Here is a 16,043-nt window from a genome sequence, read left to right as displayed (position 1 = left end):
TTTCATGCAGCAAAATCGTCTTTCGAAAATACTTTAGTTGTTAATGGTAAACTCAGTTTATTGTAACCACTTTCATTTGGTTGACGTTGGAGTAAATGAGCGTCTATCCTGATCCTGGAAAGTGCCCTTTCGGAACAATTAGATAGTTTATAATGGCTTTTTTATTTTAAATGATTGTTCATTAAGTTACTTAATGAACCCATTTATTAAGTATTTTCCCCATTCTCTCATCGCAATAGCTTCCCCTGCTTCAGCAGCTTTCCGTAACCACTTTTCCCCTTCTTCTATATTTTGCCCTAATTCTCGTCCTGCTAATAATCGATAACCTAGTATTCTCATTGCAGTTGGATATTCTAATTCAGCTGACTTTCTAAGCCATTTTTCTCCTTCTACAGCATCTTTCTTGAGATCTTCTCCAACAAGCAGCCGGTAGCCTAATTCCATCATAGCCCATCGATCACCCATTTCAGCAGACCTTCTAAGCCATTTTTCTCCTTCTTCAACATCTTGCTTGACTACTTTTCCTGTTAACAACAGATATGCCATCTCATTCATAGCACCTATGTCCCCTGATTGAATGGCTGCGCGTAACCATTTAATTCCTTCATCAACATTAATCTTTGATTTTTTTTCATTAAAATCGATTATTTGGGTATTTTGTTCTGTAAAACTACAATCCTTTTCATTTTGACTCATATGCTCTCCTCCTAACGTTGTTGTTTATACAATTTTTTAGGCATCTTCTAAAGAAATAAAACCATTAAATCTTCATTAAAATATGTATCATTTAATTTTATTGCTCTTTTATCTGTTCCAAAAATTTCAAACCCTAAAGAAGAATAAAGTCTTTTTGCTGAATGATTAGTGGACATCACAGTTAAATAAATTTGCTCAATTTCTACCATTTCTTTTGCCTTTTTAATTGCCTCCTGCATTAAACACTTTCCAGCACCCATGCCGCGTTTATCAGGAGAAACGTACATAGCAAAGATATTCGCTCTATGTTTCAGCTTAAGCTTCTTTTCTTTTACCAACGTAACTGCACCAAAAAGTTTTTCATTTTCAAACGCACCGAAGGTAAACGAGTCTTGAGATCGAAACCTGATTTCGTATTTTTCTACAGGATGATCTTTCTCCTCTTCATAGCTAGAAGAAAATGCTTCAGGGCTATTTTGTAAAGCTTCTAACCGTAGATCAAGATAGTTCTTTGCATCTAGTGGATTTAAAAGTCTTATCTCCATCGTTCTCTCCCTATAATCAATATGAATTTTATATTTATTTTACTATAGGATTATCTACTTTTAACGGACAAACTTTCATTTAAAGCTACTTTAATATTTTTCGGTTTAAACTATTTTCTAATAAGGTCCAAGCTTCATAACAGCTAGGACCTGTAATTAAAGGTTCAAATCCATAGTTTAAGTACATATTGATCGCTTTATAGCTTGTAGTTTGAGACGTAAGATAGGCTTTTGAATGGTAATTGGTCAAAATATTCATAGCAGCACTAAGTAAAGGCTTTGAAAGTTTTGACCCTTGATATTCTGGAGCAACACCTACCCAGTGGATTCTTCCCCATATTTCTCCATCGTTATTTAAGTCGCCATACCATGCTGTTGTTGTTCCAATCACTTCACCATTTTTATTCTCAATGAAAACACACCGCATGGACATCTCATTAATATATGGTCCAAATTCTTTAAGGAAGTGATCTAATGCATCTTTCTCGTTTTTAAATTCATTTACACTAGCTTCAACCTTAGCCCAATTTTGTTCGTCACCTTTTTCAAATAACCTTATTCGAAATCCAGTTGGAAGCGAATATTCAGGAATATCCAACAAATCTTTTCTCACCATTTTAACTGGAATTCTTTTCATTAAAATCATCTCCTAATAGTGATAGTGTCAGGATTTTGACAATTTAAAACGTTATGGTTACAAACGCTATAATTTCAGGTACTATAAAGTATTTCTAATTTTAGGGGATTGACATGTTACCGCTGTGCTTTCAAAAAAGTTATATGAGTGTTTTGGTCATAATATAATCCATTTGTTCTTCATCACCCATATAAAAGGAGTGGGCTCCAGATTGAACAAACCCCATTTTCTTATAAAAAGCAAGGGCATTTTCATTTTTCTCCCATACGCCTAACCAGATTTTCTTTTTATTTCTTTCTATCGCAATTTCCATTGCTTTATTTAGCAGATATTTACCAAGTCCATGTTTTTGAAATTTGTTCTTAATATAAATCCTCTCGATTTCAAGTGATTCATCACCCATTTCTTCAGACTGAGCATCATTTGTATTGACTTTTAAATACCCAGCGACCTCTTTATTAAAATAAACAAAAAAGAATTGCGAGAAAATATTGGATAATTCTTTTTCTAATTGTTTTATGTTAAATGCCCTTTCCAAATAAGCATTCATATTTTCGGGTGAATTCTGATGCTTGAATGTCTCATAAAATGTTTCATAACTAATTTCTTGAAGTTTGTGTAAATCTTCAAGGGTACATTTTTTTATATTTATGTTCATATGTCGCTCCTTTATATAATCAATAATTTCTCTTATTTCCCTTTTTTACAAATTCCCAGTCTTTTTCTATATTTTTTCTTACTCTTTGGAGAAGATGGAAAATGGTTTCTACTTCACTTTCGGAAAATCCCTCTAATGCAACGGTATTGGAATAATCATTTTCTCTTTTTATAAAAGGATAAACATTTTTCCCTTTCTCTGTTGGAAAGAGTTTTTTAATTTTTTTGTTATGTTTATCTTCTTTCTTTTCGATAAAGCCATTCATTTCAAGTTTTTTTATAGCACGAGCTGCTGTTGTCCGATCTACTTTTATCATCTCAGCCAACTTTTCTTGAATGATTCCCGGGTTTTCACATACTCGCACAAGGTACAAATACTGCCCTTTTGTAAGGTCATATTCTTTAAATTCGATATTACTTATAGAATCTAATGCCCTTGCGATCATTCCAATTTCACGAAGAATTTCCTTCATATTTAACTCCTTTTTACATATTTTTGTTGTAAATGCAATAAAGTTAGGTTAAATTTAATATATTGTATTTTTGTTGCATTTGCAACAAAAATGATAAGCAATTTTATTTAAAAGGACTGATAAAAATGAAAGTAAAAAGAGTAACGATCGATGAAGATTTAAGGGTAGCATTTGCTATAAGAAAAGAAGTATTTGTAAAAGAACAAGGTGTACCACTAGAAGATGAATTTGATCAATTTGATACACTGAATGGACTTTGCGAACATATATTAGTCCATTACAATGAACAACCAGTCGGAACGGGAAAAATAAGGTTTATTGATGGAGTAGGCAAATTGGAAAGAATCTGCATTCTCGAATCTTACCGAAAATTTGGTCTTGGAAAAATTATTATAAAAGCCTTGGAAGAAATTGCGGAAGAACGGGGAGCCTCACAGGTTAAATTACATGGACAAACACAGGCAAAAGGTTTTTATAAAAAACTTGGTTATCGTATTGCATCTAATATCTTTATGGAGGATGGTATCCCACACATTTTAATGCTCAAAGAATTGTCTAGAAAATAATAATAAAGAGGTCGAGTGAAGTGAAATATGTTTTTTATGTATTAGGAATTTTAATTTTAACCCTTGGTATTTCTTTTACGATACAATCTGACCTTGGAACTTCACCTTTTGATGCACTTTTGGTAGGACTATCCTTAAATGTGGGGCTTACTGTAGGAAGCTGGGAAATCATAATAGCTTTACTATTGATTTGTTGTAATTCGTTATTAATAAGACAAAAACCAGAAGTTTTGGGGTTATTAACAGCATTTATAACGGGTATTGGTATTGATATGTGGCTTTTTTTATTGCACTTTTTTATAACACCTGAACTATGGTACAGCAAAGTTGTTTGTTTTGGAATCGGCTTAGTTTTTATAGGAGTAGGAACTGCAACATATTTACAAACAAACTTTGCACCGATTCCAGTTGACCGATTAACATTAATCATAAAGGAATTAACGAGAACGAATATATTTTTTTCGAGAACATTCATTTACCTCATATTCTTGATCATGGCCTTGATTTTAAATGGACCAATTGGCGTTGGAACGTTATTAACCGTTTGTTTAGGTGGGCTAATCCTTAATTACTTTATGCCAATTACTGAAAAAGTATTGGACCGCTTTTTAACAAACTCTAGTACATTAGTAAATTATGATAAAAATAAAAAGCAATCAATATAGAATGCTTTTTATTTTTCTTGTTTAACGAACCAGCCCCAAATTTACTTTTGTGATGTACAAGGGGCTTCATTGTAGCAACCAAACTCTGTTAGGTAAGCACCAGTTATGTTTAGGGGTATCGTCAGCATTCATTTACGTATTTTCTACATTTAATTTGAAAGAGAATTTTCCTTATACCACTTTCTAAGCTGATTGATATGAGCCTGATGATAGCGATTATGGTCAGCCATATGCCATATGCCCCATCGAATGGTTGCTTGCTTTTCGTTTTCATGTCCAAAAGTGACAACTTTGTCTAGATCAGCATCTGTTAATTGTGTACATGTATCTTCCAACAATTTTATTACACCTTCATAGTCAGTTATAAGTGTGAGCAAAGACTTCCCTTTGACCATCGGAAGCCTATTGTTTGCATCTATCATGGGGCCATATTGCTCTTTTAGAGAATCAGGAAGTGGCTGTCCTTTGATCCGATAAATCCAATTAAGGTCTACGTACATGATATGTTGTATTAACTGAGCTGTACTATTAAACTTGTTATTTGGACCCTTGTAATCTATTTCTTCTTGAGACATGCCATCAGTGATTAATTGTAGTCGTTGGCTATTTTCCTTCACAGCGGAATATAATATTCCCACAATTGGTGACATATTTGCTTCACCTTGTAAATCGTAAAACATCCATCTTTTCCTCCCTCGCTATTCATCTGCATTTAGTTGACTTAATGGCACTCAGTCTGTTTCTTTCCAATCTCGTAATTGCAATCTAGTGATTTCTAAATAGGTCATTTAACACTATCCTGCATTATAACTGATTAAAGAGCATGATATATGGGCTGCTGAAAAGTTACTTTGACCTAAGATAGGTAATTAATAATTTATAAAGCATCTGGTAAATGGTGTATGTACATTTCGATTGCATCCGTATTTGCTTCTAAAGCAGTGATAGTCTTTGGGTTAGGGGTTGTATATATGATAGGATAATCTTTTTCATCTACCTCTTCTCTAATTGGAAATGCAAGAATTTCTTCGTTTATTGAAAATTCTGCTTGTACTCCCGGTTTATTTCCACGAGCATCTAAACGAATCCAACGATTTAATGACTTTAGAAAGACTCCGTTTAATGCATGTAGAGAATAACCTTCATCTGGAGTGTCAAAAATCATTAGCCGTTGATAACAAAAACCTGTTGGGATTCCTACCGATCTTAATAGTGCTGCTAACAAATTAGATTTTGCATAACAAATACCTTCTCGATATTTAAGGACCTCTGATGCTTTACAAGTAACTCTTTTGCTTTGAATATCCCAAGAGTGCGATACATTATCTCGTACAAACTCAAAAGCTGCTTTAACCTTTTCTATTTCTGAAAGTTCGTTGCCAAAGATTTCATCAACCTTTTTTTGAATTATGGAATGTGAATAGTCAACCACATCCAACTCCTTTAAATAATCGGTCATGTCTGAAGATTCAGGTATAAGTTGCATATGTACTTCCCACCTCTTTTTTGCATAATTATACATTAAAATAGATATTTATTCAATAAAAGACACGTTCCTATATAACGCGCCTTCTTTAATACATGCTAAAATTTATTGTCGCTTAATCCTTATTTATTAAACTTCCCCATCACTTCCTTTCGAATAAAATTTAACTATTTTGGTTCTTAGTTTTTGTTAATTGCTCTTTATCTAACGTTCCAGGCGGTTGCTCTAACCACACATTTTGAATCATAATATCAGCACCATCTTTCGCATATAAAGCGATTTCAAGCGATAGACGTTCATAATTTAGCATGAGGTCATTTCTTTGACTTGATGCTGCGGCTGTTGAGTAGTTCCCTAATCCTGCTGAAGTTAATAATGCCATATGAAACATTGCTAGTTTGTCTGAAAATGGTGGTGTTGTGGAATCAGTTATATAAACATCTGATGAAAGAGGTGGCTGCAAATCATCTTAACTTAACATCACTAAAATGAATATCAAATACAAATCTAGGTAACTTAATGCGAGGGTTATTGGCATTAAAAAGGATCTTCAAAATGGGAAAAGAGCTAAAAACTCTTTTCCCATTTTGTTTTTCACTTATTTTATTCACGGCTTATAGGCATATATACTTATAAATTAACAAATAATAGTAATTATATATTAGATTTCGATAAACACTCTTAAAGGAGACACATCATGGGAAATTTCATACAAAATTTAGATTTGTCTGCAAAAGGTATATGGTTTCCAATTACTTTAGGCATTATCTCTTTAATTTACATATTCTTTATGCCGAAACGATTAACCTGGAGAGAATCCCAAGTTACTCATCTTCGATTTTAATGCGCTTAAATGTAGTATGCTCTTCTTTCTGTTGCTGCTCTGTTGTTTGAACCACCTTTGCTACTTTAAGCAGCAAAACAATTAGTTGCTCCAGTTCCTCCGAGGTGAGAGCATCTTTTATTTTTTGAAGCACACGTTTCATCGTATCAAGGACGCGGTCCGCGAGCTCTTCACCATCTGTAGTTAACTTGATCCATATGATACGTTGATCATTTGCATCACGATAGTGGTGAATCAGTCCACGCTTTGTTAAGCGCTGTCTGATATTTGTGAGCGTACTTTTTTGAAGTCCCATATCGGACGCTAACTGAGACATTGTTGCTTCTCCTCTTTGCTTTAACATAATGAGTGCAATCAATTCGGATCGTGTCACTTTCTTCGTAATTTCATTAATCTCTTGATCAATGAGCAATGGTTTCATCCAATTTTGCAGAAAGAGAGATAATAATTGATTCATATTTGTCTCCAATGTACTTGAATAATTTTCCTGCTTTTAATTTAATACGATATCGTACTTTTGTCAAGTTTATGTAAATTTATTTTCATCCGAGTAAATTCGGACATTGTAATCGTCTCTGTTAACTTTTATTGACTTTTCTTTCATAAAATCTTATCCAATAAAATATGTCAATATAACCTCGTCCATTATCTTTGTTTTTCCTTTGTGACTTAAAGAAAGAATATTATTTAGAGTTTACTCAAAGTCTGGAAATTTTAATTTCTTTGCCCGTTTTGAAATGCTTCTCCAAGCTAATAAACCATATGGGTTTGTATATAAATTTAATATGGTAAATAATTATTTCTTAAACTATAATAATTTTAGTTAGATTAGACTAGAGGTGAATTAATATGTATTGGACTCCATTATTTGAAAACGATGTACCAGTAGCACTCTTCTGCTCTTAATGGAGTGAAGGTGTCTACATCTCTCCGTTAGGGGCATTTTCGACCTAAATAAAAGACGGAGGGTACAAGAAATGAAAAATACCTTATTAGGTTCAATATATTTAATTTTAGCTTCCAGTATTTGGGGCGGCATGTACGTTGTTGTTAAAATTGTAGTATCGGTCATACCTCCACTGGAACTTGTGTGGATTCGATATGTAGTGGCTATTGTCGCTCTTCTCGTTATTGGCTTTATAACACGACAAAAATGGCGAATCGAGAAACGTTATTTCTTACTAATCATAGCCATTGGAGTTATTGGTAACGCCATTTCAATTGTTGCTCAGGAAGCTGGCACGATGCTATCCTCAGCACAAATGGGAGCCATGATAACTTCTTCAACACCAGCATTTATGGTTATTTTTGCCCGCTTACTCCTTAAAGAACAGTTGACGTTAAAAAAGGGACTATCTGTTTGTTTAGCGACACTCGGGGTTTTCCTTATTGTTGGAGTTGGGAATTTGGATTTGTCCAGTAAACTTGGTGGTATTTCACTGTTTATTGCTGCTTTAACATGGGCACTCATGTCTATCCTTGTAAAGCGTATGCCGAGTGATTATTCTCAAATTGTCGTAACGACCTATTCCATTCTGGTAGCCCTAATCGTGTTGACCCCTTTTGTTTTGCCGCGGTTACACGCAATTGATATCTCCCAGCTGACTCACCCGACCATTTGGGGAGGACTCTTGTATTTGGGAATTGTCTCAACAGCAGGTGGATTCCTGCTTTGGAATCGTGGATTACAAATGCTTAACGCCTCAAGTGGAGGGATATTTTTCTTCTTTCAACCCGTGGTTGGAACAGTACTTGGATGGCTTATTCTAGGAGAGAGCATAGGTGTCATGTTTTGGCTTGGCTCTACCCTAATTCTCATAGGTGTTTTATTCGTTATCATCGAGAAAAAATAAGATTTAAAAACCTCTTCAACCGTATCTTAAAGGGTTCCGTTTAAGGGTGCATATTGACTAAATGACATAAAAAATGACGTGCGAAATGGCACGTCATTTTTTCTTGTAATCAGTGTGGTTTGCTTTTTCTTAGATCGGAAAATGACACCCCTTTTTCACTACAACAATAGGTATTGTACTAACAAAAAGGATTGTCAGTTAGATAAAAGGAATCCCGAAAACTTCAAAAAATCATAAAATTATGAAGAGTTAATTAATCACTATTTAGTAGAAGAAGGACATTTATATTATTTCTAGAATAAAAAAGATAAATAACTTGTGATTAAAGAAGCGGTGAGATAAATAGGACAGAAAAATAATTTATTTTTAGATAAGAAAACTGAAAACAGCATAATTAAGAGACTACGGAGCGAGGGTTGTGTCTTCGCTGAAGAAGAAACACAGTTACTTACCTCTGAGGCTAGAAGTATAGAGGAACTAATGAATATGGTAGAAAAACGAATATGTGGTTTACCTCTTGAATACGTGCTTGGGTTTACAAAGTTTTGTGGTCTACGAATAGAAGTCGAACGGGGAGTTTTTATACCACGTCGACGTACGGAGTTTCTGGTTCAGCAAGCAAAAGTTTTAACCCGCCCATATGATATTGTTTTGGATTTATGTTGCGGGTCTGGTGCTGTTGGTGCTGCAATAGTAACCGATCTTAAAAAGATTTCATTGCACTCCGTTGATATTGACCCCGTTGCTGTACGATGTGCTTCCCATAACATAATTAAGATTGGTGGTCACGTTTATCAAGGTGACGTATATGATGCATTGCCCCATTCATTGAGAGGTAAAGTGAACATCATAGTGGCTAACGCACCTTACGTTCCTACTGACTCAGTAAAACTCCTTCCCCGAGAGTCACGTTTATATGAACCCAAAGTGGCACTTGACGGAGGAAAGGATGGACTAGACCTTCATCGTATGATAGCGGAAGAGGCTCTCCAATGGCTTGTTTCTGGGGGGCATCTATTGATAGAGACGAGCGAACTGCAGGGTGCAAAAACCTTTGAAATCTTTGTTAAAGCTGGACTAATTGCCAAAATAGTTAGAGATGAAGAAATGGATGCAACAGTTGTTATTGGAACAAAATCTGGTTAAGTAATCTACAGCTAAACTGCTTTAGTTAAATAAAGGTTTGTCTTGTGAATTAAGACGAATCTTATTTTTATGGTTATTTGTTTGCCATTTCATCATCCATTTCGGGTGCATTTTTATTCGTTATTTTGAATATTCACCTCAAAATGGAACCATTTAACCGTATCTAAAGGGGTTTTTCTTCTGTAACATGATTTTTCATGTATAAATAAATTTTTCATTATTCAACTAAAGTGCTTTTTTCGTTAACATTTCTGTATAGTGTTGAGGTAAGTGATAACATGTATTCTGTTTCTCCCTTACCCTATTAAAATGAATCCGGAATATAAATTTATAAAACTAATTTGCTAAATTGATCGTTTATCATAAATGATCATATCTAGTTTAAAATGACTCTAAATGAAAGCTGTTTTTACATTAAAAAACGGAGTATGATTGAATTGAATCCAATGTTAATCTTTAATGGATCACACTTTGAATAAGAAGCTTTTTTAGCATTTCAATCTGTTCTTTTCGATTTGCTTCATTTACCATACCTACCGAGAAACCTGTATCAAAGGCCCACAAAGCAACTTTAATTGTCTGTTCAGAAAGACCGTAATCTCTCATTGATTGTTCATAGCACCTTTTTGCTTCATCTCTGAAGTCCATCATTAGTCACCTCTAAAATAATCATTAACACTAACTTTATGATATCAGCTGTGACTTGATAAGCACTACGTATACCATCCTATTTTTAGTATAAATGTGCTTTATATCTAGTTTTCCATCAAATATGATTGATCCTGGACTTCTACCTAATCGATATTTAGAGCAAGAGATTCATAAAATGCTTGCTGAAAATCCGAGAGTTCTCTCACAGTATGGAGAGATTCAAGGTGATAAAGCGCTTAGGCAGGCAATGGTTGAGTATTTACAATCGATAGACGGCCAACTTCCACTGATCAAATTTTAGTTACAAGTGGTTCACTACAAGGAATTTACCTAATTGCTCGTACTTTTGTTGGACCAGGTGATGTAGTAGTTATGGAAGCTCCCACTTATCCAGGAGCTATTGATGTGTTTCGTGGGAGAGGTGTTACAATACTTTCCGTTCCTGTTGACAGCGATGGGATGAGAGTGTATTTACTTCAGAATTTGTGTGATAAGTATAAACCTAAAATCATTTATACCGACCCTACGTTTCATAATCCAACTGGTGCTGTAATGCCCGTAAAACGCCGCAGACAAAATGGGTTGGTTTTTTCTCATCTAATATTGCAGTGCCTAATCCACTAAACTGCACTGTTAACGGAACAAGGTTTTAAAATTTAGATTTTTAAGCAAAAATCACACCTATTGTGTATCCAAGATAAGCAAGGATAAGACCACCACCATAAGTGATCACTGTATAAAATAAAAATTCTTTTTTATACTTATTTAAGTACAACTTTATCATTTCAAATTTAAGCGTAGAAAAAGTGGTAAAAGCTCCAATAAAACCTGTCCCAAATAACAGTCCAAGCATTGCATCAGCTTTTACGCCTGTGATGAAACCTAACAGAAATGCACCGGATAAATTCACAGTGAGAGTACCCAAGGGAATTCTGGATGCAGGTTTATTATTTAATATTTCGCTAATAGAAAAACGTGCTATTGCACCAAAAAAGCCTCCAATTGCAACCAACAATATATGCAGCAGCATCATACCTGTTGTTCCCCCACATTAAGTTTGAAACCTAATCGACTCATCAAAATTCCTCCAATAATATTGACAAGAACGTAAAGGATTCCTATTAGAAAACTCTCATTTTTAAATAACTCTACTGTTTCAACACTTACTGTTGAGAACGTTGTAAAGGAACCGACAAAGCCTGTTCCGATAGCAGTTTTTACTACACTAGAAAAGGAAAGCCTCCTAAATAAATTGGTAGTGAGCCAAGCTAATAAAAAACTTCCAATTAAATTAATGCTTAAAGTAGCTAATGGGAATAAAGAATTTGTAAAAAACATTAACCCAATTAAATATCTAAGAATTGCGCCAAGTGCCCCTGCAATACCAACCAAAAAATAAATCATTTTTTATCCTCATTTCTTGCAATAAAAGAATTTCCTTTATTATAAATCTTTAGCATCCTTATTAAAATATTCGTTAGTTAAAGAACGATATAGAAATAAGGCTGCCGCAGTAACCTATTATATTCTGCTGCTCTTGCACCCGCTATGTTTAAGTAAACTTATTCACAATGTTACATTTGATGGGATACAATTTCATTTATTTTTGGGCACTAAAAATGCATAACCCCGTCCTAAAAGTTAGGACAGGGTTAACATAAAGTGGTTTAAATTTTGATAAAAACACTTCCCAAATTTAAAACTTACCAATAAAGTTGTTAAGAAATAGATAACTTCAACATGAAGTTACTTCTGAACGATCTGAATAAGGTTGCCGCATGTATCGTCGAAAACAGCCAAGGTGATTTCGCCCATTTCTGTCGGTTCCATTGTAAACTTCACGCCTTTTTCCAGTAATCGCTTGTACTCTTCGCGAACATCTGCAACGCCAAACATTGTTGCAGGGATGCCGTCGGCAAATATCTTCTTTTGATACTCCTTTGCAGCAGGATGATCATTCGGTTCGAGTAAAAGCTCGGTACCGTCATGATCATCGGGAGAAACAAGCGTAATCCACCTAAATTTCCCCATGGGAACGTCATGCTTTTTTACAAATCCCAGCTTTTCTGAATAAAATTCCAGTGCCTTGTCTTGGTCTTGTACGAATAGACTGGTAACAATGATTTTCATAATGTTTTGCCTCCTTTATTATTTACCACAGTGGTGCTCTGCAAACATCTGGCTCCAAGCAGAAAAAACCATACATTCGTCAGAAGTTTTTAAATGAATTATTCTATCCATCCTTTTAGCAAATTTTTAAGTGGTTCGTTGTTAAATGTAACTACTCGATATTTTCCCTTTCTTTTTGATTTTACGAGCCCTGCATCTTCTAGAACAGCAAGATGTTTAGCTATCGCCTGTCGGGTAATGGAAAGGTCGTGCTTCGTAATAAGACGTACCGTAAGTTCATATAACGTCTGCTCGTTGCGTTCGGAAAGTTCGTCTAATATTAGCCGTCGAGTTGAGTCGCCAAGTGCTTTGAATATAGCGTCTTTGTCCCAATTCATATATCGAGTATAAGCAACTCTGCGGTTGCTTGTCAAATATAAGCAACTGTGTGGTTGCATGAAAAAGGAATCGTAGCATGCAACCGAATGGTAATATTATAAAAAACACGCGTTCCATCCCATTTTGGTGGATATTCACGCTTGAAGAAAGATTCCCGTACGTTTAAGATAAGTCACACTTTATCGGAAAAGATGGTGCAGTAACCGATCTTTATCTTCAAAAAACTGTTTCATAATCGAATAATGATTCGTGTCTTCCAATGTTGATTCACGCATTCCAGCTTCTGTGAGTTGAATAATTTTAGCATTTGGGTAAGCCATAATGATCGGTGAATGAGTAGAAATGATAAACTGAGACCCTTGTTGAACAAGCTCATTGATTCTAGCCAGCATCGACATTTGTCTTAATGGGGACAAGGCTGCTTCTGGCTCATCTAAGATGTATAAACCATTACCTTGAAAACGTTCGATAAATGCTGCAAAAAAAGATTCACCATGAGATTGTTCGTGTAGTGATTTTCCTCCAAAGGAATCAATAATCCTACGGCCAGACATTGGTTCTTTATCTAAATCCTCAATATTTGTTGCTACATTATAAAAAGTTTCAGCTCGAAAGAAAAAATGATCCTTCGCTCTATTGACTCCCTTTACTAAACCGAGGTATTCGTCTAAATTCGAGTGAGAGTCATAACTAGAAAAATGAAAGTTTAACGTGCCTCCTTCTGGATTAAATCCTAAAGCAATCGCAATACCCTCAAGTAAAGTTGACTTTCCCATTCCATTTTCACCAATAATATAGGTAACACTAGGATGAAGCTTTAATTCTTGAAAGTTCCGAATGACTGGAAGATTTAGCGGAAAATGATCATAAGATGAAATTTGCTCTCTTTTAAGATAGACAGCCCTAATGTATTGAGAATCATGATTTAACATTACCAATGATATAAACACCTCGTTTTCACAATTATACTTTTTAGCTATTAGTAAAAATTACTTTATCAGAATGAAAAAGGATCTTTTTGGAAGCCCTTTTCCGACAGTAATAAAATCTTTTGAAAGTCCAGGGTATTGATTCGATTGAAGTTCTATTATGCTGCTTATTGAGGTATTATTTATCATATATTTTTTTCTATAAATCTATTATCTCTTCATTTCGTTCAATTGTTTTCCGTAAACTACGTTCAATAGAAAATAACGAAAAAATAAGTATAATGAAACCAAAAAGTATTAAAAAAATCAACTAACCTCCTACTCTAAATAAGGTTACCAATATTTTACTATAAAATCTTAGTTTTATTCGACTATAAGACATTTTTAGGTGAAATAGACCTTAGAGTAAAAAGCTAATTAACATAAAGCAAATTTTAAGAAGTAAGTATCAAGCGTTTGTCGCTTTTGCTTGTTTATGCAGGATTATTATGCTTTTTTGAATTATCAACGCACTTTGCTTTTAAAGGTGCGTGGCAGCTGCAGAAAATTTATTCAAACATGAGGATTTTAAGGTCTTTATTGCAGCAGTGAACAAGCATAGCATGTAATTGTCCTCGATGATGATACATATGAGCTACTATCTCTAATAACCATTCGTATCTTGTATAAGTCAATCCCCAATAGGAAGTCGCTTTAGAAAGAAGCACTTCCTCTGGTAAGGTCAGATAATGATTTTTTAGTGATTCAAAGTTTGTAAGTAAACCATGTTTTATCGAATCGATCGTTTTATAGGAAACGGTTGAATAAAAATACTCCATTTCTTCCTGGGTTGCTTCGTTTGATATACGCCAATCCGCTTCGCAAATTATGGCAATATGTTCTAAAAGCTCCCCGATCGAATGCTTATTAGGTGTGGGTCTTTTTTGTAAATCGTCTTCCTCTAACGTGTCTATAATTTCCAAAACTGTTTTAACAGCTACTTCAATTTGATGGAATACAGGTAAACAATTCATGAGTATCACCTTTACCTTCAATTATCATTCGGCAAACCTACCCATTACAATCGAATGATAGTAATTACCGTCTGATAAAACTTTGTCCTTTTTTAGAATTCCTTCTACTTCAAAGCCGAATTTTTTATAAAGTTCAACCGCTCTTACGTTGGTTTCAATCACATTTAAGGTTATTTTCTTAATATGATTGGCATCTGCCCATTCAATCGATTTTTTCAATAAGTGTTTCCCGATTCCATAACCCCAATAATCTTTCAAAACACACACGCCAAATTCTACTTTATGAGCGGTTCTTTTTAATAAGTTACCTTCACATCTAGAAAAACCGGCAATATTTCCATTCACTACAGCGACTAGAAACGGGTTATGGATTTGTTCTGAATCCTCTTTTATGAGTTGTTTAAAGCCTACTTCATCGATGTATGCCTCACCCCTTTCCCTATCTAAATGTGCTGTTTCACTATCGATCTGTAATCTAACCTCAGATAGGTTTTTTGCGTCCTTTTCTTCTGCAGATCTAATTATATAGCTAAGTTATGAATAATTATCTCTTTTGGATCTACCCTCAACCCTATTCCTCTTTTCATTCTTTAATCATTAATAGAATTTTAACATGTTATTTCGCACCGGTTACCAGTCTTTTCAATTTTCCCCTAAGAAAAATGAAAGAAACGCAAGATTAGAAAACCGAAAATTAGTTCGAAAGAAATTTGAAAAATGCGAACAAATGTTTTATAATTTTGTTTCTGAGAGAAAATACCAATAAAAATATTGAGTATGGAGGTATTGCCTATGTATATTACGATTGCGGACTTTATTAGAGAATGGAATCGAGAAGCAATGTTAACGCAAAAGGTTTTGGAAGGTTTGACTGATTATTCATTAAAACAAAGTGTTTATCCAGAAGGACGTAGTTTAGGAAGAATTGTCTGGCATTTAACAACAAGTATTCCAGAATATTTAGCTCATTTCGGTTTAAAAATAGATGAAGTAGAACATGCAGAGGATGTTCCAGCTTCAGCAAAAGAAATAGCTGAAACCTTTCAAAATGTAAGTTCTCATGCAGCCCAAGTCATAGAAGAACAATGGACAGACGAATCTTTGAAGAAAGTGCAAACGGCATTTGGCCGGGAAGAAACGAATGCGCAAATTTTAATGGGACTCATTAAGCATATTGTTCATCACCGCGGGCAGGCTACCGTTCTAATCCGTCAAGCTGGACTCAAACCTTTTGGCGTTTATGGACCACCAAAAGAAGATTGGCTTCATTTAGGTGTGGAAAATCCCCCATTTTAATAAAATAGTGCTATTTAGTTAGGGAGGAAAAGGAATGGGAAACCCTTGGATATAGGATTTCCCTTATTTTTTCCGATT

22 protein-coding genes and 1 pseudogene are annotated in these 16,043 nt (G+C 34.6%); 6 read left to right on the top strand and 17 right to left on the bottom strand.

The window, feature by feature from the left end:
- Positions 1 to 186: 186 nt before the first annotated feature.
- The 5 genes from Q1B07_RS15395 to Q1B07_RS15375 form a co-directional block, all read right to left on the bottom strand.
- Positions 187 to 696, bottom strand: a complete 510-nt coding sequence (locus tag Q1B07_RS15395) for a tetratricopeptide repeat protein (protein ID WP_299091566.1) — start codon at positions 694 to 696, stop codon at positions 187 to 189.
- 47 nt (positions 697 to 743) lie between these two features.
- Positions 744 to 1,241, bottom strand: coding sequence for a GNAT family N-acetyltransferase (locus Q1B07_RS15390; protein ID WP_299091563.1), 498 nt, complete (start codon positions 1,239 to 1,241; stop codon positions 744 to 746).
- An 85-nt stretch (positions 1,242 to 1,326) separates the two neighbouring features.
- Positions 1,327 to 1,878: a GNAT family N-acetyltransferase gene (locus Q1B07_RS15385; RefSeq protein ID WP_299091560.1), complete on the bottom strand. Its 552-nt coding sequence runs from the start codon at positions 1,876 to 1,878 to the stop codon at positions 1,327 to 1,329.
- 139 nt (positions 1,879 to 2,017) lie between these two features.
- Positions 2,018 to 2,536, bottom strand: coding sequence for a GNAT family N-acetyltransferase (locus Q1B07_RS15380; protein WP_299091557.1), 519 nt, complete (start codon positions 2,534 to 2,536; stop codon positions 2,018 to 2,020).
- 19 nt (positions 2,537 to 2,555) lie between these two features.
- Positions 2,556 to 3,008 (bottom strand): MarR family winged helix-turn-helix transcriptional regulator, encoded by a 453-nt coding sequence (locus Q1B07_RS15375; RefSeq protein WP_299091555.1) that lies wholly within the window; start codon positions 3,006 to 3,008, stop codon positions 2,556 to 2,558.
- Positions 3,009 to 3,133: 125 nt separating this feature from the next.
- On the opposite strand from Q1B07_RS15375, the gene Q1B07_RS15370 reads away from it, so the two are divergent.
- Together Q1B07_RS15370 and Q1B07_RS15365 are read left to right on the top strand one after the other, a co-directional pair.
- Complete coding sequence (locus tag Q1B07_RS15370) at positions 3,134 to 3,574, top strand: GNAT family N-acetyltransferase (RefSeq protein WP_299091553.1); 441 nt, start codon at positions 3,134 to 3,136, stop codon at positions 3,572 to 3,574.
- 20 nt (positions 3,575 to 3,594) lie between these two features.
- Positions 3,595 to 4,239 carry a YitT family protein gene (locus tag Q1B07_RS15365; protein WP_299091551.1) on the top strand — a complete coding sequence of 215 codons (645 nt, stop codon included), beginning with the start codon at positions 3,595 to 3,597 and terminating at the stop codon, positions 4,237 to 4,239.
- A gap of 149 nt (positions 4,240 to 4,388) precedes the next feature.
- Here the strand turns inward: Q1B07_RS15365 and Q1B07_RS15360 are convergent, their stop codons facing one another.
- The 4 genes from Q1B07_RS15360 to Q1B07_RS15345 all read right to left on the bottom strand — a co-directional run bounded on the left by Q1B07_RS15360 (position 4,389) and on the right by Q1B07_RS15345 (position 7,026).
- Positions 4,389 to 4,919 carry a DinB family protein gene (locus Q1B07_RS15360; protein ID WP_299091549.1) on the bottom strand — a complete coding sequence of 177 codons (531 nt, stop codon included), beginning with the start codon at positions 4,917 to 4,919 and terminating at the stop codon, positions 4,389 to 4,391.
- Positions 4,920 to 5,116: 197 nt separating this feature from the next.
- A complete protein-coding gene (locus Q1B07_RS15355) occupies positions 5,117 to 5,725 on the bottom strand; it encodes a transglutaminase family protein (protein WP_299091547.1) in 609 nt (202 codons plus the stop codon).
- Between the two features lie 163 nt (positions 5,726 to 5,888).
- Positions 5,889 to 6,188 (bottom strand): DUF3231 family protein, encoded by a 300-nt coding sequence (locus Q1B07_RS15350; RefSeq protein WP_366945205.1) that lies wholly within the window; start codon positions 6,186 to 6,188, stop codon positions 5,889 to 5,891.
- A gap of 361 nt (positions 6,189 to 6,549) precedes the next feature.
- Positions 6,550 to 7,026, bottom strand: coding sequence for a MarR family transcriptional regulator (locus Q1B07_RS15345; protein WP_299091544.1), 477 nt, complete (start codon positions 7,024 to 7,026; stop codon positions 6,550 to 6,552).
- Between the two features lie 520 nt (positions 7,027 to 7,546).
- Here Q1B07_RS15345 and Q1B07_RS15340 point away from each other — a divergent pair.
- Both Q1B07_RS15340 and Q1B07_RS15335 read left to right on the top strand, forming a co-directional pair.
- Positions 7,547 to 8,422 carry a DMT family transporter gene (locus Q1B07_RS15340; RefSeq protein ID WP_299091541.1) on the top strand — a complete coding sequence of 292 codons (876 nt, stop codon included), beginning with the start codon at positions 7,547 to 7,549 and terminating at the stop codon, positions 8,420 to 8,422.
- A gap of 390 nt (positions 8,423 to 8,812) precedes the next feature.
- Positions 8,813 to 9,568, top strand: coding sequence for a putative protein N(5)-glutamine methyltransferase (locus tag Q1B07_RS15335; protein ID WP_299091653.1), 756 nt, complete (start codon positions 8,813 to 8,815; stop codon positions 9,566 to 9,568).
- Positions 9,569 to 10,024: 456 nt separating this feature from the next.
- Here Q1B07_RS15335 and Q1B07_RS15330 read toward each other — a convergent pair whose 3' ends face one another.
- Complete coding sequence (locus Q1B07_RS15330; protein WP_299833006.1) at positions 10,025 to 10,219, bottom strand: hypothetical protein; 195 nt, start codon at positions 10,217 to 10,219, stop codon at positions 10,025 to 10,027.
- 115 nt (positions 10,220 to 10,334) lie between these two features.
- Between Q1B07_RS15330 and Q1B07_RS15325 the strand changes: the two are divergent.
- Positions 10,335 to 10,795 (top strand): annotated as a pseudogene (locus Q1B07_RS15325) (PLP-dependent aminotransferase family protein); the annotation flags it as partial.
- Positions 10,796 to 10,883: 88 nt separating this feature from the next.
- Here Q1B07_RS15325 and crcB (Q1B07_RS15320) read toward each other — a convergent pair.
- From crcB (Q1B07_RS15320) to Q1B07_RS15290, 7 genes are all read right to left on the bottom strand, one after another.
- Positions 10,884 to 11,249 carry a fluoride efflux transporter CrcB gene (gene crcB, locus Q1B07_RS15320; protein ID WP_299091651.1) on the bottom strand — a complete coding sequence of 122 codons (366 nt, stop codon included), beginning with the start codon at positions 11,247 to 11,249 and terminating at the stop codon, positions 10,884 to 10,886.
- Positions 11,249 to 11,623, bottom strand: coding sequence for a fluoride efflux transporter CrcB (crcB, locus tag Q1B07_RS15315; protein ID WP_299091537.1), 375 nt, complete (start codon positions 11,621 to 11,623; stop codon positions 11,249 to 11,251). The genes crcB (Q1B07_RS15320) and crcB (Q1B07_RS15315) overlap by 1 nt, the downstream gene beginning before the upstream one ends.
- Positions 11,624 to 11,965: 342 nt before the next feature.
- Positions 11,966 to 12,349 carry a VOC family protein gene (locus tag Q1B07_RS15310; protein ID WP_299091533.1) on the bottom strand — a complete coding sequence of 128 codons (384 nt, stop codon included), beginning with the start codon at positions 12,347 to 12,349 and terminating at the stop codon, positions 11,966 to 11,968.
- Between the two features lie 98 nt (positions 12,350 to 12,447).
- Positions 12,448 to 12,726 (bottom strand): metalloregulator ArsR/SmtB family transcription factor, encoded by a 279-nt coding sequence (locus tag Q1B07_RS15305; protein ID WP_299091649.1) that lies wholly within the window; start codon positions 12,724 to 12,726, stop codon positions 12,448 to 12,450.
- A gap of 180 nt (positions 12,727 to 12,906) precedes the next feature.
- The gene (locus Q1B07_RS15300) at positions 12,907 to 13,659 is read right to left on the bottom strand and encodes an AAA family ATPase (protein ID WP_299091647.1); all 753 of its coding nucleotides are present in this window, start codon (positions 13,657 to 13,659) and stop codon (positions 12,907 to 12,909) included.
- Between the two features lie 545 nt (positions 13,660 to 14,204).
- Positions 14,205 to 14,669, bottom strand: coding sequence for a DinB family protein (locus tag Q1B07_RS15295; RefSeq protein WP_299091531.1), 465 nt, complete (start codon positions 14,667 to 14,669; stop codon positions 14,205 to 14,207).
- Between the two features lie 24 nt (positions 14,670 to 14,693).
- Complete coding sequence (locus Q1B07_RS15290; protein ID WP_366945207.1) at positions 14,694 to 15,137, bottom strand: GNAT family N-acetyltransferase; 444 nt, start codon at positions 15,135 to 15,137, stop codon at positions 14,694 to 14,696.
- 324 nt (positions 15,138 to 15,461) lie between these two features.
- Between Q1B07_RS15290 and Q1B07_RS15285 the strand changes: the two genes are divergently transcribed.
- A complete protein-coding gene (locus tag Q1B07_RS15285; RefSeq protein ID WP_299091528.1) occupies positions 15,462 to 15,965 on the top strand; it encodes a DinB family protein in 504 nt (167 codons plus the stop codon).
- The last annotated feature ends 78 nt before the right edge of the window (positions 15,966 to 16,043 follow it).

The organism is uncultured Metabacillus sp., from assembly GCF_947503125.1.
GTDB lineage: Bacteria > Bacillota > Bacilli > Bacillales > Bacillaceae > Metabacillus.
The sequence above is the reverse complement of the archived record's forward strand: the minus strand, read 5'-3'. Positions and strand labels throughout refer to the sequence as shown.

What these genes read in the sequence shown, in the direction of transcription:
- Q1B07_RS15305 (WP_299091649.1), bottom strand. Translation starts at nt 12,726, where the DNA reads ATGAATTGGGACAAAGACGCTATATTCAAAGCACTTGGCGACTCAACT.
- Q1B07_RS15345 (WP_299091544.1), bottom strand. Translation starts at nt 7,026, where the DNA reads ATGAATCAATTATTATCTCTCTTTCTGCAAAATTGGATGAAACCATTG.
- Q1B07_RS15310 (WP_299091533.1), bottom strand. Translation starts at nt 12,349, where the DNA reads ATGAAAATCATTGTTACCAGTCTATTCGTACAAGACCAAGACAAGGCA.
- crcB (WP_299091651.1), bottom strand. Translation starts at nt 11,249, where the DNA reads ATGCTGCTGCATATATTGTTGGTTGCAATTGGAGGCTTTTTTGGTGCA.
- Q1B07_RS15390 (WP_299091563.1), bottom strand. Translation starts at nt 1,241, where the DNA reads ATGGAGATAAGACTTTTAAATCCACTAGATGCAAAGAACTATCTTGAT.
- Q1B07_RS15370 (WP_299091553.1), top strand. Translation starts at nt 3,134, where the DNA reads ATGAAAGTAAAAAGAGTAACGATCGATGAAGATTTAAGGGTAGCATTT.
- Q1B07_RS15355 (WP_299091547.1), bottom strand. Translation starts at nt 5,725, where the DNA reads ATGCAACTTATACCTGAATCTTCAGACATGACCGATTATTTAAAGGAG.
- Q1B07_RS15360 (WP_299091549.1), bottom strand. Translation starts at nt 4,919, where the DNA reads ATGTTTTACGATTTACAAGGTGAAGCAAATATGTCACCAATTGTGGGA.
- Q1B07_RS15395 (WP_299091566.1), bottom strand. Translation starts at nt 696, where the DNA reads ATGAGTCAAAATGAAAAGGATTGTAGTTTTACAGAACAAAATACCCAA.
- Q1B07_RS15330 (WP_299833006.1), bottom strand. Translation starts at nt 10,219, where the DNA reads ATGATGGACTTCAGAGATGAAGCAAAAAGGTGCTATGAACAATCAATG.
- Q1B07_RS15380 (WP_299091557.1), bottom strand. Translation starts at nt 2,536, where the DNA reads ATGAACATAAATATAAAAAAATGTACCCTTGAAGATTTACACAAACTT.
- crcB (WP_299091537.1), bottom strand. Translation starts at nt 11,623, where the DNA reads ATGATTTATTTTTTGGTTGGTATTGCAGGGGCACTTGGCGCAATTCTT.
- Q1B07_RS15300 (WP_299091647.1), bottom strand. Translation starts at nt 13,659, where the DNA reads ATGTTAAATCATGATTCTCAATACATTAGGGCTGTCTATCTTAAAAGA.
- Q1B07_RS15295 (WP_299091531.1), bottom strand. Translation starts at nt 14,669, where the DNA reads ATGAATTGTTTACCTGTATTCCATCAAATTGAAGTAGCTGTTAAAACA.
- Q1B07_RS15375 (WP_299091555.1), bottom strand. Translation starts at nt 3,008, where the DNA reads ATGAAGGAAATTCTTCGTGAAATTGGAATGATCGCAAGGGCATTAGAT.
- Q1B07_RS15385 (WP_299091560.1), bottom strand. Translation starts at nt 1,878, where the DNA reads ATGAAAAGAATTCCAGTTAAAATGGTGAGAAAAGATTTGTTGGATATT.
- Q1B07_RS15340 (WP_299091541.1), top strand. Translation starts at nt 7,547, where the DNA reads ATGAAAAATACCTTATTAGGTTCAATATATTTAATTTTAGCTTCCAGT.
- Q1B07_RS15285 (WP_299091528.1), top strand. Translation starts at nt 15,462, where the DNA reads ATGTATATTACGATTGCGGACTTTATTAGAGAATGGAATCGAGAAGCA.